The 14692-nt window shown below is 55.2% G+C and carries 14 protein-coding genes, 1 tRNA gene and 1 pseudogene; 6 read left to right on the forward strand and 10 right to left on the reverse strand.

What is annotated here, in order from left to right; genetic code table 11:
* Positions 1-342: pseudogene (locus QM579_RS00585) on the reverse strand (hypothetical protein); the annotation flags it as partial.
* Between the two features lie 217 nt (positions 343-559).
* On the opposite strand from QM579_RS00585, the gene yajC reads away from it, so the two are divergent.
* The 3 genes from yajC (at position 560) to secF (ending at position 3809) form a co-directional block, all read left to right on the forward strand.
* On the forward strand, positions 560-895 hold the full coding sequence (gene yajC, locus QM579_RS00590) for a preprotein translocase subunit YajC (protein ID WP_246388142.1): 336 nt from the start codon (positions 560-562) through the stop codon (positions 893-895).
* 218 nt (positions 896-1113) lie between these two features.
* The gene (secD, locus tag QM579_RS00595) at positions 1114-2688 is read left to right on the forward strand and encodes a protein translocase subunit SecD (RefSeq protein WP_414997298.1); all 1575 of its coding nucleotides are present in this window, start codon (positions 1114-1116) and stop codon (positions 2686-2688) included.
* Between the two features lie 17 nt (positions 2689-2705).
* Positions 2706-3809, forward strand: coding sequence for a protein translocase subunit SecF (gene secF, locus QM579_RS00600; RefSeq protein ID WP_414997299.1), 1104 nt, complete (start codon positions 2706-2708; stop codon positions 3807-3809).
* Positions 3810-4283: 474 nt separating this feature from the next.
* Here the strand turns inward: secF and QM579_RS00605 are convergent, their stop codons facing one another.
* The 5 genes from QM579_RS00605 to QM579_RS00625 form a co-directional block, all read right to left on the reverse strand.
* Positions 4284-4550, reverse strand: a complete 267-nt coding sequence (locus QM579_RS00605; protein WP_183721509.1) for an RNA recognition motif domain-containing protein — start codon at positions 4548-4550, stop codon at positions 4284-4286.
* Between the two features lie 221 nt (positions 4551-4771).
* On the reverse strand, positions 4772-5614 hold the full coding sequence (gene arsM, locus QM579_RS00610) for an arsenite methyltransferase (protein ID WP_414997300.1): 843 nt from the start codon (positions 5612-5614) through the stop codon (positions 4772-4774).
* Between the two features lie 63 nt (positions 5615-5677).
* A complete protein-coding gene (locus tag QM579_RS00615) occupies positions 5678-6037 on the reverse strand; it encodes an ArsR/SmtB family transcription factor (RefSeq protein ID WP_414997301.1) in 360 nt (119 codons plus the stop codon).
* A 480-nt stretch (positions 6038-6517) separates the two neighbouring features.
* Complete coding sequence (locus tag QM579_RS00620; RefSeq protein ID WP_414997302.1) at positions 6518-7042, reverse strand: undecaprenyl-diphosphatase; 525 nt, start codon at positions 7040-7042, stop codon at positions 6518-6520.
* Between the two features lie 261 nt (positions 7043-7303).
* Positions 7304-8611, reverse strand: a complete 1308-nt coding sequence (locus QM579_RS00625; protein WP_414997303.1) for a histidine-type phosphatase — start codon at positions 8609-8611, stop codon at positions 7304-7306.
* A 701-nt stretch (positions 8612-9312) separates the two neighbouring features.
* Between QM579_RS00625 and QM579_RS00630 the strand changes: the two genes are divergently transcribed.
* The 3 genes from QM579_RS00630 to QM579_RS00640 are packed head-to-tail and all read left to right on the forward strand — an operon-like array spanning position 9313 to position 11832.
* The gene (locus QM579_RS00630; RefSeq protein ID WP_414997304.1) at positions 9313-10329 is read left to right on the forward strand and encodes an ABC transporter substrate-binding protein; all 1017 of its coding nucleotides are present in this window, start codon (positions 9313-9315) and stop codon (positions 10327-10329) included.
* Positions 10322-11098 carry an ABC transporter permease gene (locus QM579_RS00635; RefSeq protein WP_414997305.1) on the forward strand — a complete coding sequence of 259 codons (777 nt, stop codon included), beginning with the start codon at positions 10322-10324 and terminating at the stop codon, positions 11096-11098. Before QM579_RS00630 ends, QM579_RS00635 begins: the two co-directional genes overlap by 8 nt.
* A complete protein-coding gene (locus QM579_RS00640; RefSeq protein WP_414997306.1) occupies positions 11095-11832 on the forward strand; it encodes an ABC transporter ATP-binding protein in 738 nt (245 codons plus the stop codon). The genes QM579_RS00635 and QM579_RS00640 overlap by 4 nt, the downstream gene beginning before the upstream one ends.
* Before the next feature lie 368 nt (positions 11833-12200).
* Here the strand turns inward: QM579_RS00640 and QM579_RS00645 are convergent.
* The 4 genes from QM579_RS00645 to QM579_RS00660 form a co-directional block, all read right to left on the reverse strand.
* A tRNA-Ile gene (locus QM579_RS00645) sits at positions 12201-12276 on the reverse strand.
* Between the two features lie 130 nt (positions 12277-12406).
* Positions 12407-13570, reverse strand: coding sequence for a SufB/SufD family protein (locus tag QM579_RS00650; RefSeq protein WP_414997307.1), 1164 nt, complete (start codon positions 13568-13570; stop codon positions 12407-12409).
* Positions 13567-14361, reverse strand: a complete 795-nt coding sequence (locus tag QM579_RS00655; RefSeq protein WP_414997308.1) for an ABC transporter ATP-binding protein — start codon at positions 14359-14361, stop codon at positions 13567-13569. The genes QM579_RS00650 and QM579_RS00655 overlap by 4 nt, the downstream gene beginning before the upstream one ends.
* Positions 14354-14680, reverse strand: coding sequence for a hypothetical protein (locus QM579_RS00660; RefSeq protein WP_414997309.1), 327 nt, complete (start codon positions 14678-14680; stop codon positions 14354-14356). Before QM579_RS00660 ends, QM579_RS00655 begins: the two co-directional genes overlap by 8 nt.
* Positions 14681-14692: the final 12 nt, after the last annotated feature.

Raw genomic sequence — 14692 nt, forward strand, 5'->3', positions numbered from 1 at the left:
ATTGACAAGGCCCGGCATCAGCACGGACTGTCCAAGGTCCACCTCTTGCTCGGGCTGCCACTGCGCAGTCATTTCACTACGCGGTCCCATAGCAGCTACAAGCCCGTCGAGTACGGCAAGGCTGGCGTTTTCCAGTATGTTGCGGTCTTCATCCTGCGTGACGATAAGAGCGGCGTGAACAAGGATATGGCAAGGACGCATGGCGACTCCTGTGGCGTTGACAAAAAACTTCTGTATCCCTGTCAGGGCGGTAATGGCAAGGCCGGGTGCTGCTTGTGGCGCTTTGCCGCACGGCTGATACAAGCGTTTTTCCTGCCGGAAAGAGGGCTTGCTGACTGGCACGGCACGGCTTCACAAGTATGGCAGGGATGATTCCGGCATTGGGCAAAACCGTTTTGTCATTCGGGCCGTAGTGGAAAGGCTTGCAAGATTGAACGCCAGCGTATATAGAAATTCGCTGGTATTGTGCGCAAATCGGCATAAAGGCGGCTTCGGGGCTGCCTGATAGGTACGCGCGACGTTCATACCAATGACTCAGCCACACCTTTGGAGGTGCGTTTTGTTTGAATCCGTAGCCTACGCCATGGGCACGCCCCAGGCCGGAGCCGCTCCTGCCAGCGGAACCGACATGCTTATGCAGTTTCTTCCCCTTATCGTAATGTTCGTCATCTTCTGGTTTCTGCTCATCCGTCCGCAGCAGAAGAGGGCCAAGGCTCACAAGGCCATGCTGTCCGAACTCAAGCGTGGCGACCATGTGATCACGTCCGCCGGGCTGATCGGCCGCATTCTTGAAATTGATGACGAGCAGGTTCTGCTCGAAAGCGGCGAGTCAAAGCTGCGCGTTACCCGCGGCGCCATTGGCGGCCTTGTGCCCGGTAAGGGCGACAGCAAGTAGCAGCTCTGTTTTTTTGTCATGTCCGGCCCGTGAGCTGGCCTTTGCCAAGGCCGGCTCAGGGGCTTTTGTCCTTGGACTGGGCATGGCCTTTGTATGCGCGCGGTTTGCGCGTTTCCGCCGCTGTGGGGTTTCGCCCGGCCTGCAGCACACAAGGCTTCGGGCGAGCCGTGCCCTTCAGGGCATGCTGTGCTTTAAATCTGTTGTTTGGAAGGTGAACGATGGGTCTGCGCTGGCGCCTGATCTTGGCTTCGTTGGTATTTCTGGTTTCCCTTATGTACGCGCTGCCAAGCGTGCCTGTTATCGGGCCCGCTCTGGAGCGCGTTTTGCCGTCCAGCAAGATCAATCTTGGTCTTGACCTCAAGGGGGGCATCCATCTGACGCTGGGCGTGGACGTAGCCAAGGCTGTGAGCAACTCTCTGGCTCTGGCCGGGCAAGACCTGCGCCGTATGGCCCAGGACGAAAAGATCGTTGTGCTGCGCCCCCGTTTGGTGGGCGGCACTGCTCTTGAGTTTCTTCTGCCCCGCGCCGATAACGAGGCAAAACTGCGTGAGATTCTGGCCCGTCACTTCCCTCAGCTGAGCGTGGGGCAGCCCCAGGCTGGCGAAGGCGGCCAGTTGCGCTATGTGGCCCGTTTTACGCAGGCTGAAGTCAAAAGAATTGAAGACCTGGCCCTTGACCAGGCCCTTCGCACCATCCGCAACCGTATCGACCAGTTCGGCGTGGCTGAACCCGACATCCGCAAGCAGGCGGGTAACCGCATTCAGGTGCAGCTGCCCGGTATTTCCGACCCGCGCCGCGCTGTGCAGATTATCGGCCAGACCGCTCATCTGGAGTTTCATCTGGTCCGCGAAGATGTGGACCCGGCCAAGGCCGTGCTGCCTCCCGGCGTCGTGGTTCTGCCCATGCTGGAAAAGGACGCCGGACACACCGAAGGGCGCATCGCCGTTGAACGCGACTCGATGCTCACTGGCGAGGACGTGGCCGACGCCCGCCCTGCCTTTGACAACATGAACAAGTCTTATGTGACTATGAGCTTCAACGCCCGTGGCGCGCGTATTTTTGAACGCGTGACCGGAGAGAGCGTTGGCCGCCGCATGGCCATTGTGCTGGACGGCAAGGTGTATTCCGCCCCTGTCATTCGTGAGCGCATCGGCGGCGGCAAGGCAAGTATTTCTGGCAGCTTCACCACTGCCGAAGCTCAGGACTTGGCCATTGTGCTGCGCGCGGGCTCGCTGCCCGCCCCGGTTTCCGTACTGGAAGAACGCAGCGTTGGCCCCTCCCTTGGGCAGGAGGCCATTGACAGCGGCGTGCGCGCAGCCCTTGTGGGCGCGGCTGCTGTGGTGCTCTTCATTGGTATTTATTATGGCCTCAGTGGTTTTATCGCCAACCTCATGCTTTGCTTCACCATGCTGATCGTTATGGCGGGCATGGGAGCCTTCGGGGCGACCCTGACCCTGCCCGGCATCGCGGGCATAGTACTGACCATCGGTATGGCGGTGGACGCCAACGTGCTGATTTACGAGCGAATACGTGAAGAACTGCGCCTGGGGCTCACGCCGCTGGCTGCGGTAAGGGCGGGCTTTGACAGAGCCGTGGTTTCCATTACGGACGCCAACCTCACGTCCATCATCGTTACGGTCATTCTGTACCAGTTCGGCACTGGGCCCATCAGAGGCTTCGCGGTAACCCTGGGGCTGGGCATTGTTGCCTCCATGTTTACGGCCATCTTCGTTTCGCGGGCCATTTTTGAAGAATGGGCGCGCCATTGCGGTCCCAAGGGTCTGAGCATCTAGCGCGCCGGGAGGCTGTCATGAGTTTTACCTTTATCAAGCACGATACAAATATCGACTTCATTGGCAAGCGCTACTGGGTCTATGCTGTCTCGGTTCTGCTTATTCTTATAGGCATTATCTCTGCGGTTTGGGGCAATGGCCTCAAAATGGGCATCGACTTTGCCGGCGGCGTGATTGTGCAGGTGCAGTTTCAGGAACCCGTTGCTGACGAAGCCCTGAAAAAAGGCCTGGATATCCCCGCACTGCCAGGTATCAGTACTCAGCGGTTCGGTGAAGGCGGGCGGGATTACCTGCTGCGCTTCAGCAGTGCTGAAAATGCTGATGCCACACATCTGCGCACGACGGTTATGGAAGCCCTGACGGCGACATTTCCTGGCAACACCGCAGAGATTGTACGCCTTGAAATCGTTGGCCCCAAGGTGGGCGCGGATTTGACCAACAAAGCCCTCAGTGCGCTTTACTACGCCATTTTGCTTATCGCGGTTTACATTTCTGGCCGCTTCGAGCAGCGCTGGATGGCTGGCGCAATTATGGCCGCAGCTCTTTGGGGCGGCATTTACGTTGCCGGACTCACTGGGTTGGGCATGGGTTGGCTTGTACTGCTGGCCCTGGGCATCACCATGGTGGTATGCTTTGTCTTGCGGCTCAATTTTGCGCTAGGGGCCGTCGTGGGGCTTCTACACGACGTTGCAATAACAGTGGGCCTGCTGTCGTTGATGAATGTCGAAATAGACCTCAACGTTATGGCGGCCCTGATGACCTTGGTGGGCTTTTCGCTCAATGACACCATCATTATTTACGACCGCCTGCGCGAAAACCTGCGTGCCACGCCTGACCTGGATATGGCGCACCTTATCAATAAGAGCGTCAACCAGACTCTTTCGCGCACCATCCTGACCAGCGGCACAACCTTGTTGTCCACGCTGGCCCTGTACTTCCTTGGCGGTGGCGTCATTCATGACTTCGCGCTCACGATGCTTATTGGTGTAGTGGTGGGCACGGCGTCTTCCATCTACGTTTCTTCCGCTATCCTTTTGGCTCTGGGCGATACGGACTTTTATGTGCGCCTTGTGCAGAGAAAGGATCAGTACGAACGTCCCGGCGAGCACGGCGTGGTGTAGCTCCGCAGTATTCGAAGACTTTTGGATTTAAAGCAAGATCCCCACATCAACTGATGTGGGGATCTTGCTTTATCTGCTGCTTTGAATTGTGAAGTATTTAAAGTGCCAGAGCATTTTAACTTTGAATAGAGTAGTTAAGCTTTGTAAAAGTTGAACTGCTCTAGCGCTGCGAAGAGTACCGCGCCGCAATATGGCGTGGATTCGGTCAAAAAACGGATTTGGGGGCAGAATGATTACTTGAGATGTGATGCATTTCAAAGTTAATCTGCTCCAGATTAACTGCTCTGGCGTTGCACGAAAGAGTATCGCCTGTGGCGAACCGTGAATTCTGCAAGATTGCAGTTCCCGGTAAGATGACAACTTTTAAGCGTGAAGCATTTTAATGGTAAAATGCTCTGGCGTCAGACGGAGAGCGTAGGGCAAAAGAAAAGGCCGCAATTGCTTGCGGCCTTGAACTCATCTATTCAGAAGAGCTTACCAGCGGCGGGGCGCAGGACGCTTTTCTTCGGCCTGATTCACGCGCAGGGCGCGGCCTTCAAATTCCACGCCGTTCAGAGCGGCAATGGCGTTGCGGGCGTCGTCTTCGTTCATTTCCACAAAGCCGAAGCCACGGGCGCGGCCGGTTTCGCGGTCAGAAATAAGCTTAACGGAAAGGGCTTCGCCGTGAGCGGAAAAGAGATCGCGAACGCTGTCTTCGGTAGCGGACCAGGGCAGGTTGCCCACGTAAATAGAAATAGCCATTTGAGACTCCATTTTTGTTGTTATGGGTGCAGACTTTCCGCTGGAAGCCTTACCCACGTAAGTCTCTGGCAAAAAAAAATACTGGACCCAATCAGTGAAAGCACTGTACGGGGGACTGAAAAAGCTGTCAAGAGAAATGCGTAAGGCGCGACTTTAATAACTGCAACCCAACGCATTATCTGAGGCCAAAATTCCGCAGTAAATGCGCATTGCCTTGCAGATTACTGTTTATACGCCTCAATGGACAGGCTCACTACATAATCGGCCAATTCTTTTTTATCAGGCAGATTCTGTGCGATTTCCGCGTAAAGGGGGTCGTTCCAGTCTTGCATTCCTTGTATATAACTAGGTTTTGGGTTGATAGTGATGCGGGTAAACCCCGTTTTTTCTAGAATCTGCCTGACATCTTCCACAAGTGTGGCCCCTGCAACGCAACCCACCAGCGCAGAAGCCATAGACCGGATATTTTCCGGCAGGGGTTGCAGCAAGGCCAGGTCAGACACGGCGGCCTTGCCGCCAGATTTCAGCACCCGGGATATTTCACTCCAGACCTGTTGCTTGTCTGGCGAGAGATTGATGACACAGTTGGACAAAACCACGTCTATGGTTTGGTCGGCAACGGGCAGGTGCTCAATCTCACCCAGGCGGAACTCCACATTGTCCAGCCCTGTGACCTGCCGATAGGATGCAATATTGTTTCTTGCCTTGCCGAGCATTTCTGGTGTCATGTCCACGCCTATGACGTGCCCTGTCGACGTGACCTTTTCACCAGCCTGAAACACGTCAAACCCGCCACCGCTGCCAAGGTCCAGAACTGTCTGTCCAGCCTTAAGGGCGGCCAAAGCTACCGGATTGCCGCAAGACAGGCCCATGTTCGCTCCTTCGGGCAACCATGCGAGAGTGGTTGCGTCATAACCCAATGATGCAGCCAGTTTGGCCGGATCAGCTTGCCCGCTGCGCTGGCAGGAGCATGATTTTTGTTGTCCCAAGGCTATGGCCGCGTATCCGGCGCGGACTGTTTCCTTCACCTGTTGATTGGCTTTCAGGTCTTTTGAATGCGGCATGGTATTGTCCTTTTGTTTTAATATTTCAACAATTATTGAAATATTATGGCAAAAAAAGAGGGGTTACTTGCAGCGGCACGAAGGCAGTACTGCGGCAACCACCGGGCTTTGCTCGCGGTACTGCGCGCACTTTTCGGGGTGGCCTGCGCAACACTCTTCTGTCAGGTAGGCGATTGTATCCAGCATAAGAGGAATGTTGGCCCGGTAGCGAAGAAAGCGGCCTTCCTTCTCCACAGAGATAAGCCCGGTGTGCAAAAGACCTTTGAGATGAAACGATAGGTTAGTGGAAGGGAGTTGCAGATGCTTGGCAATCTCGCCAGCCACAAGGCCATCTGGAGCAAAACGCACAAGCAGCCTGAACAGCTCCAGACGTACGCCTGAAGACAGGGCTTCAAAAAGAGTGCTGGCTTGCGTCACATCCATGACGTGACATTTCAACGTTTATTGAAATGTGTCAATCTTTTTGTGAGCGAAGATGCCAAATCGACAAGCAGGCAGCACCGTCTGCGAGGCCACAGGAGTGACGCTTATGGGCAGGAGTATGTGGTTCAGTGAAGGTTCAGTAGTGGGGGGCAGAAGCAAGCGTCTGTTAGGGCAGCGTGATTTGAGAATGTGCATTCCCAAAATGTAAGAGACGTTTATTGTGGTGTTTACTCGCGCAGAAAGAGCCGTGCTTCTTTTCTAACAGTCATTGCCTGCATGAGAGCGATGAATAGCGGCAGCGATTGTGCGGGGTAAGTCTTGCCGCACCTCACGCTGCCTTCATAGGTAGCGTTGCGGCAGGTGTTGCCGTAATGCGCGGCGGTCTTTGTTGAGGCTGAGCTATACGGAGGTGACTGCCCTTATCTCTTTTTTGAGAGACCACGCTGCCTTGCACGCTGCGGAAAGCGCAATCCCCTGAAGCTATGCTGGGTGCCTGCGAAAAAGAAAACACCAGTGAACAACGGCAGCTGTAAGAAATGCTGTGACAAACGCGCCGAACATATCAAGAGGATAGTGCACCCCGAGGAATATTCTTGCCCACGCGGTAATAAAGCCAAGCAGTAAAATCAGCACGCCGGGAAAGCGCTCATCATGACTGAAAAGCAACGATGCCGCCATTGAGAACAGCAGGGTGCCGTGAAAGCTGGGAAAAGATGAGGTGGCTGCGTGAGAAATGAAGGCCTGCCCCAAATCAATGACAAAGGGACGGGGATTGTAATGGATTTTTCTGATTGCATAGGCTGTAAACATAGCCAGCGCCACTGTGAGCAGCAGGCGCATGACCACCACCCGTTCAGTTTTGCGACTGACCAGGGTGGAAAATGCAATGATGAGAGAAAGGCCAATAGGCCATTCAGCCAGAAACCGCGCAATTGCGATGAGAAAAACGGGTGAGGTTTCGTCGGCGTTCAGCGCCAGAAAAAGCTGGTGATTTAAGGAATACATAATTCTTCTTTTGGGTGAATCTCTTCAACCGTATAATTGCATCACCCCAAGGGGTGGTATTCATGAACCTTGGTCGATCGTACCGACTGTAACCTGGAATGGTTGGAAATCCTTACGCAGTCTGACTGGCTCGGGCTACGCATACAATGCTTCCTCCTACGGGGCGCCTGCTAAAGCGTAGAGCCACAGCAATTCAGGCCGCGTGAGGTCAATGCCCGTTCTGTACGGTAAGCCCTGCCTGTGAAAGGCAAAGTCGTCTGCCTATAAATCTGCCTGCTTGCGCATGAGCTCTGTTTCTTCGGGCACGCATTGTGAGCGCACGGCAGATTGCACAAGTTGCGAAAAGGCGTCTGCTGTATATAGCGCCATTTCGCCAGAGGTCAACCGCGCGGGCACGCAAATGGGTGCAGCTTCGGCAAGCGGATCAGCTTCGGTCCACCCATGCATCGTACGTAATGACTGGGCACAGAACATGATGCGTATCTCTTGCTTCGCCTGTTTTTGCCGCAGCTCAAGCGCAAGAATGCCAGCAGGTGGAATAGCGCTGTTTCCCTGTTCAGGCAACTGCCAGTTTATGCCAAGCAATCCTCCAATGTTGGAAATATTGGTGTCGTGCCCCACAAATACGGTGAGTCGAGCCTGATTCACGCGGGAATCCACATGCGCTCCAGCCAATGCCGCCGCCATTTCATGCAGCAAGGCGCTGCCTCGCGGGCCTGCTACGGCAGGGGTTCGGTTAACCAGATCAAAGATCTTGTTGTGTACGGGCAAAATCTGACGCAGCACTGCTTCATTGGCCTGTCCCCAGGCTGACAGCTTGTCAGGCCACTCTGCGTATTCCAGCAAAAATATTTCTGCCAGGCTGGAGGCAATGGCCAGCCCACCTTGAAGATTGACCGCGTGTTCATCAGCGCGCACTTCAATCACCCCTGGAATGTCGGCAAGAGCACAATCCGGGGGCAACTTCCACTTCTGACAAAGCGCTGGGCTGACAGGGGCCACAAGATCGCTGATGCGGCGCAATGGCTCTTCAAGTTCACGCGTCAGATGCTCCAGGCTTCCGCCCGCCTGCCGCAGGACTTCATCGCGTACAGATTGGGCATCAAAGGCGCATTTGCCCGCCTTGACCGGATGAAACAAAGGATCGAGCTTGCCCGTGGACACGGCAAAGGGGGTAGAGGGCAGGTGCAGGCCGTCTAGTAGCGCGCGGGCGGTAGCCTGGGTGCGTTGATCAACATCCGCGCGCACAAAAACCTGTTCCGGGGTCAGATTAAGGCCTGCACGAACAAAACGTAAACGCAGGTTTTCCCACATGGCGGATGTCAGCACGGCACCGCGCCTGGTCAACAAGCCCCGCTGCACGGGCCATTGGGGCCATGTTCGTGTGCTCCAGGCGGACAGCGTTTCAGGGGATTGCGTGGGAGAACGCACGCCATGCCGGGAAAGCACGACCACCCGAACAAGCTCGTCCTCATTCTTCACAGATGAGGGCTCTTCACCTCTTGCCGTCGTTGTGGCGATCAGGCCGAGCGCGAGGCATATGGAAATCAGACGCCAGAATCTGTGCATGGGCTTTTCCTCAGCTGGATTTTGGGTTTATGCGCAGGCCATAAATCAAAACAGAGTCAGGATGGCTGTAACTGCCGGATTAAAGCAGATATTTCTAGAGCAGCTAAATTTTAAAAAAATAATCTGTTCTAAATGTGGTTGAGGTGCGTTCTTTGTGGATTAACAGCCTTCGGCGGCATTCCATGCTAAAAATTGCCCCAGGTAAATAATATTTGTCAATAAATTCTGGAAAAGAAAGGGCAGCGTATCTTGTAAGTAAAAAATACGCCAACATGCCGCAATTACATCGAATCACAGGGAAGGGTTCACCATCGCTGCCCTGCATCTGGTGATTGCGGTGCACGGCGAAGATCTGCTGGTATGCATGAAAGTAAAGTGACTTAACTGAAAAGCTATGGGGATAAGGCTGGATATATCACATGTTTTTACAAGGTAAGTTGACATGTGCAGGAAAGTGGCGTTTTTTATATCTATACTAGACTAAGTCAACTAGATGGATCCCGGTGAACCGGGGCTGGTTGCTGAGGGGCTGGTTGCTGAGGGGCTGGCAGCGCCAAACGCTGGTAGCGCAGTCACTGGCGTCTGAAACGGAGCAGCCGGGATCGGACTGATTGCAGCTTATTCACGCGCAATCTGACGGCAGAACTCGCGTGTCTCTTGCCATTTTTATCCACAACAGCGTTTGAAAGGGGGAGACCACTGTGGCAGCGTGCAGAAAAAATGTAGCAGGCGCAACCCTGCGCGGCGTTCTTTGGGTTCTTGCCCTGCTGGGAGGAATAGGCATGTGGGCTGTGGGGGCCTCAGGCCCGGCGCAAGCCGCTGAAATCTGGCACGTTGGCACATGGAAGACCGCCCAGACCATACAGCCATTTTTGTATGAAAAATACGCAGCATCGGCGAATCCGGGCCTCAAGGTTGATGTGCGTCCCTTTACGAACCCCGCGGATCAAAAATCCGCCTTGCTCGCGGGCAGTCTGGACATGACAGGCACAACGCTGGCGCTGGCAATTCAGGCTGCCTCACGGGGAGAGCCCGTCAAGCTTGTGGCAACACTGGGAAGCAAGTGCTCGGCTCTTGTGGTGGCAAAGGATGGGCCGATACACAAGGCCGCTGATCTTAAAGGAAAGCGCATCGCCTATGTGCCCGGCACCATGCATGAAATTTTGCTGCGTGAGCTTCTGCAACGCGAAGGCATTGATCCCGACCGTGATGTTACGCTCATGCGTATTGATTTTTTTGATATGGGCACAGCCCTTGCCAAGGGCAATGTGGATGCCTTTCTTTCCGGCGAGCCCTTTCCCACCCAGTCTGTCATGCAGGGATTCGGGCGCATTCTGGCCTATCCCTATTACGGAGACAGCATTGGCACTATCAACAGCGGCATGCTCATGCGTGAGGACTTCATAAAAGAGCACCCGGACCAGGCCCGGCGGATGGTTGCCGCGCACAAGGCCGCTACGGAAGCCTTGGTTGCAGACAAAAAACTATGGCTGGATACGGCATCGGGCCTGTTTGGCGTAAACCGCGGGCTGCTTGAAGCGTCTGCCAGCAATATCGAGCTGACGTGGGATATGGATGATGCGTTCATGCTGCGGCTGGCTGCCTTGGGCGCACGTATGAAGGCCCTTGGCATCATTAAGCAGGAGCCGGATTATGCGAAGCTTGTTGACCGCAGCTTTGTAGACGCCCTGCGTACCGACGCCGCCAAGCATGACTGACGGCAGGGAATCCCGCGTTCTGCCCTGGTGCCTTCCGCTTCTTGTATTGGCGGCATGGTGGGCCGTGACGGCGCTCGGCCTCGTTTCAGAATGGCTGCTTCCGTCACCAGTTGAAGTTGCCCGCACCATTTTTACCTATATGGGGGGAGGCCACGGATCGGCCTACGGCGGGCGCTTCTGGAGCGACGCCACAGCAAGCCTGTGGCGTGTGGCCTGCGGCTATACGCTGGCTGTCGTGCCCGGTTTGATTCTGGGTTTGTGGTCGGGCAGAAGCCCCACGGTATCGCGCCTGCTGTCTTCATCCATCAACGGCGTGAAATCTGTTCCGGGTATAAGCTGGTTGCCTCTGGCCCTCATATGGCTTGGGGTGGGCTTTATGACGACCGTCAGCCTTATTGCTCTGGCGGGATTTTTTCCGGTGTATTTCAGTGCGGCAGCAGCTGCTGCGTCAGTGCCGAAAAATCTGATCAACGCGGGGCGCATGCTCGGATTCTCGCGCCCGAAGCTCTTTACAGAGGTTATTTTACCGTGGGCCATGCCGCAGGTATGCGCAGGCTTGCGTGTGGCGCTTGGAATGAGCTTTGCCTATCTGGTGCTGGGAGAGCTTACCGGCGTGCCTGATGGCTTGGGCGCACTGATTATGGATGCCCGCATGAATGGCCGTGTAGACGTGCTGTTGAGCGGTATTGTGCTCATAGCCCTGCTTGGAGCCATTTGCGATGCATTGCTTGTCCGCTTTTTATCGCGGCTGCCGGGTGTTGCGCGATGAAAGAATACTTCATCTGTAGGGGGCTGCAAAAAAGTTACGGCCAGCATGTCGTGCTGCCCGGTATTGATATGGCTCTTGCGCAAGGTTCCATAACCGCCCTTATAGGGGCCAGCGGCTGCGGAAAAAGCACATTCCTGCAAGTGGCGGCAGGGTTCATACCTCTGGATGCCGGGAGCATGCTTCTTGACGGAAGGCTGTGCAGCGGGCCGGGGCCGGACAGAGTGATGGTATTTCAGGACGATGCGCTGTTCCCCTGGCTGAGTGTGCAGGAAAATGTTGCACTGGGGTTGAAGGTTGGGGGCGTTGCACCTGACCTTCGGGAAGAGCGAGTGCAGGAGATGCTGGCGCTGGTAGGGCTTGAGGCGTGGGAAAAGTCCTTGCCTTCGGCACTTTCCGGCGGCATGCGGCAGCGCGTGGCACTGGCGCGGGCTCTTGTGTTGCGCCCGAAGCTTCTGCTTCTTGATGAACCCTTTGCCGCGCTGGATGCCATTACCCGTGCCCGCATGCAGCTCCTGCTGGCAGATTTGCAACAGCAAACAGGCGTTACGGTACTTCTAGTCACGCACGATGTTTCGGAAGCCTGCCTGCTGGCAGACACCATACATCTTATGGGTACGGGCCTTGGCATTGCTGCAACGTGGACTGTCGATGCCCCACGCCCAAGACACCCCGACGATACGGATTTTGCGCAGATGAAAGCGGAGATGCGTGCGCGGCTGGAAGCGGTTATGTGAGGCGCATGTACTTGTGGTCTTTTGATTGACGCTTGAAGCTGCCGGATGACGGAAAATAAAACTCCGCTCATTCGAGACAACGATTTTGGGGAAATTCTTGTGAATATTTCAGGCGCAAGGAGTTTTAGAATACATCAACCTTGAGGCAACGTGGCATCAATGCCGCTGACTCTGGAAATCCCCCCTCATATCATGATATGTCATGTAAGATGTTTAAATTAATGTTATAATTCTTTAAAGAGGGGCGTGGTGGAGGAGATTTTTTGCAAAAGGGTCTCCTCCACCACAAAGTATTTCAGAATGGAAAGGTTTTGAAATTGCAAAGTCCGCCAAGGCATTTCTGCCTCGGCGGACTCTACTGATTGTCTTGGTGGGCCCACCAGGATTTGAACCTGGGACAGGCCGGTTATGAGCCGGAAGCTCTACCAACTGAGCTATAGGCCCCAAGGAGAGGAACTATAGACGCAAGTTGTTTGGCGGTCAAGTCAACAAGCCAGAGCTGGCAGATTTTCATAACATTGCCGCTGAACTAGAGCAGATTATCTTTGAAATGCTTCACATTTCAAAGTCGTCATTACATGGCGTTGCCAGTCTCCAGCAGGGCAATCTGCTCATCCATAGCTTTTTTCAGCGGCAGCGGCAGGCCCATAATATCTACATTGAGAAAGCCCCGCACGATGGTAGAGGCGGCCTCGTCTTCATCCAGGCCGCGTGCCATGAGATACTCAATTTCTTCCTGGGCGATTTTGCCCACCGCTGCTTCGTGCGATAGTTCCACGCCGTCCTGATTGCTGTCTAGCTCAGGAATGGCGTGTATACGCCCTCCGCCCAGTATAAGGCCCTTGCACTCAAGATGCCCTCTGGCGGGTGCAGCGGAAGCGCCGATGAATCCCCGGTTGATGATAGTGCCGCCCGTGGTGAGCGTGCGGGAGATGACTTCGCCGCGCGTGTCGGGGGCGTTGAGTTCAATGCGGTTGCCGCAGTCCACATATGAGCCTGTGGGCGCAACGATAACGGAATTGAAGCGGGCCACCGCGCCTTGCCCCTGCAATTTCATAGTGGGGTACATCTGCAGGTCGGCCACGGGCTTGAGCAGGATGTAGTTGTTCTGGAACTCGCCCCCGGCTTCTACAATGCCCGCCGAACGGGGACGCACCGTTGTGCTTGTGCCCCAGTTGTGGATCATCGTGAAGGTCAGCTTGCCGCCTTTTTCCACATAGTATTCGGTAATGCCGAGGTGGGCTGTGTCATTGGCGTCGTGGGCCGTGGCGCAGCCGCCCAGAATGTGCAGTTCCGCGCCTTCTTCAACGATGACGATGTTGTGGATGCTCTGGCCTGCGCCGTGTCCCTTGATGAACATACAGGACTGCACAGGCTGGGTGATCTTGGCCCCTTTGCGGGCGCGCACAAAGTAACCGCCATTGCAGTGCTCGCGCGTGAGCCGGGTGAACTCGTCCTTGTCAGGATCAAGCAGCTTCCAGAAATACTGGGGCAGTCCGTCAAATTTTTTAAGCGCGGTGCGGATGTCCATAAGGTCAAGACCTTCATGCTTGGTCTCGCAGTGCACACCCGCATGATTGAGCTGCATGAACGCGCCGCTGACCGAGCGGTCGTTCACGTCAATGCCAGCCAGCACAAGGCGTTCTTTGTCTTGCGCGGGCAGGTTGGCTAGGTCTTCGATGGGCGCGGCCCCTTCGTTGCCACTGAAACTGTAGCGGGAAAGATTTACAGTGCTCATTTGAGAGGGGCCTCCGCAATTTGACCAAACATGTCGCCAGCCAGGCAGCGCAGGCATTCCTGGTAGCCGTGGTTGGCTATGTGTTCCAGAATTTCACGTGGTCCGGCTTCACAGCAGAGTTTGCCGTTGTACATGACCTGCCCCCGGTGGGCGTTGACGTATTCCAGAATGTGCCCGGTGTGGGTGATAATGAGGCCGCTGGTGCCGCGTGCTTTCTCACGTTGCCGCAGCGTGGCACAACATCGTTCAGGCATGCCGTCCAGCAGGCCGCGCACGGTCTGGCCCACAAGGGTCATGTTTTCAAGGTCCACGCCTGATTCCGGCTCGTCGAAAAGCAGCAGGTCTGGCTGTTGGGCCATGAGCTGTAAAAGTTCGGAGCGCTTGATTTCGCCGCCGGAGAAACCCGCGTTGACGTCCCGGTTCAGAAAGCTGTCAAAGTGTACCTTGCGGGCCATGCCCTCTACGTCCATTTCGCGTCCACGCCCGCACAGCTCCACAAGCTTGCCTGTGGGCAGGCCGTGGATGGTGGGGGGACGCTGAAAAGACATGCCAAGCCCCAGGCGCGCCCGTTCATACATGGGCGCATGGGTAATATCCGTACCTTTGAAAATGATTTGTCCCTGGGTAACGGCATAGCCTGAAAAACCCATGAGGGTCATAAGCAGGGTGGTTTTGCCCGAACCGTTGGGGCCAAAAAGTATGAATGTTTCACCGGATTTGATGTGCAGATCTATGCCCTTGAGCACCGGCGTGCCCTTGACCTCCACATGCAGGTCATTGATTTCAAGCATCGCTGTCTCCGGTTTCACCAAGATATTCCATCACATCGTAATGCACATGATCCAGAATGTGGGTCAGCCTGGAGACACAGTCGTCTCCCACGGCCATTGCCAGCAGGTCAACTAGGAAGGCAGCCCTTTTGGCATTGACCAAAGCGTCATAGCCCGGATCAGCGCTGTAGGGTATGGCGCTTATGCTGTCGCTGAAAGCTTGCAGCGTTTCATTGCTGAGGTTTTTGATGGGCTGGGGTTCGTCATCAATGTAGGCGATGTCATCCCGCAGTTCCAGCATGACCGGCTTGCCATGCATATAGGCAATGCACACTTTCATGGTATTCCCCTT

Source organism: Desulfovibrio sp. (assembly GCF_047607245.1).
Classification (GTDB): Bacteria; Desulfobacterota; Desulfovibrionia; order Desulfovibrionales; family Desulfovibrionaceae; genus Desulfovibrio.

What these genes read in the sequence shown, in the direction of transcription:
- secD (WP_414997298.1), top strand. Translation starts at nt 1,114, where the DNA reads ATGGGTCTGCGCTGGCGCCTGATCTTGGCTTCGTTGGTATTTCTGGTT.
- secF (WP_414997299.1), top strand. Translation starts at nt 2,706, where the DNA reads ATGAGTTTTACCTTTATCAAGCACGATACAAATATCGACTTCATTGGC.
- QM579_RS00605 (WP_183721509.1), bottom strand. Translation starts at nt 4,550, where the DNA reads ATGGCTATTTCTATTTACGTGGGCAACCTGCCCTGGTCCGCTACCGAA.
- arsM (WP_414997300.1), bottom strand. Translation starts at nt 5,614, where the DNA reads ATGCCGCATTCAAAAGACCTGAAAGCCAATCAACAGGTGAAGGAAACA.
- QM579_RS00615 (WP_414997301.1), bottom strand. Translation starts at nt 6,037, where the DNA reads ATGGATGTGACGCAAGCCAGCACTCTTTTTGAAGCCCTGTCTTCAGGC.
- QM579_RS00620 (WP_414997302.1), bottom strand. Translation starts at nt 7,042, where the DNA reads ATGTATTCCTTAAATCACCAGCTTTTTCTGGCGCTGAACGCCGACGAA.
- QM579_RS00625 (WP_414997303.1), bottom strand. Translation starts at nt 8,611, where the DNA reads ATGCACAGATTCTGGCGTCTGATTTCCATATGCCTCGCGCTCGGCCTG.
- QM579_RS00635 (WP_414997305.1), top strand. Translation starts at nt 10,322, where the DNA reads ATGACTGACGGCAGGGAATCCCGCGTTCTGCCCTGGTGCCTTCCGCTT.
- QM579_RS00640 (WP_414997306.1), top strand. Translation starts at nt 11,095, where the DNA reads ATGAAAGAATACTTCATCTGTAGGGGGCTGCAAAAAAGTTACGGCCAG.
- QM579_RS00650 (WP_414997307.1), bottom strand. Translation starts at nt 13,570, where the DNA reads ATGAGCACTGTAAATCTTTCCCGCTACAGTTTCAGTGGCAACGAAGGG.
- QM579_RS00655 (WP_414997308.1), bottom strand. Translation starts at nt 14,361, where the DNA reads ATGCTTGAAATCAATGACCTGCATGTGGAGGTCAAGGGCACGCCGGTG.
- QM579_RS00660 (WP_414997309.1), bottom strand. Translation starts at nt 14,680, where the DNA reads ATGAAAGTGTGCATTGCCTATATGCATGGCAAGCCGGTCATGCTGGAA.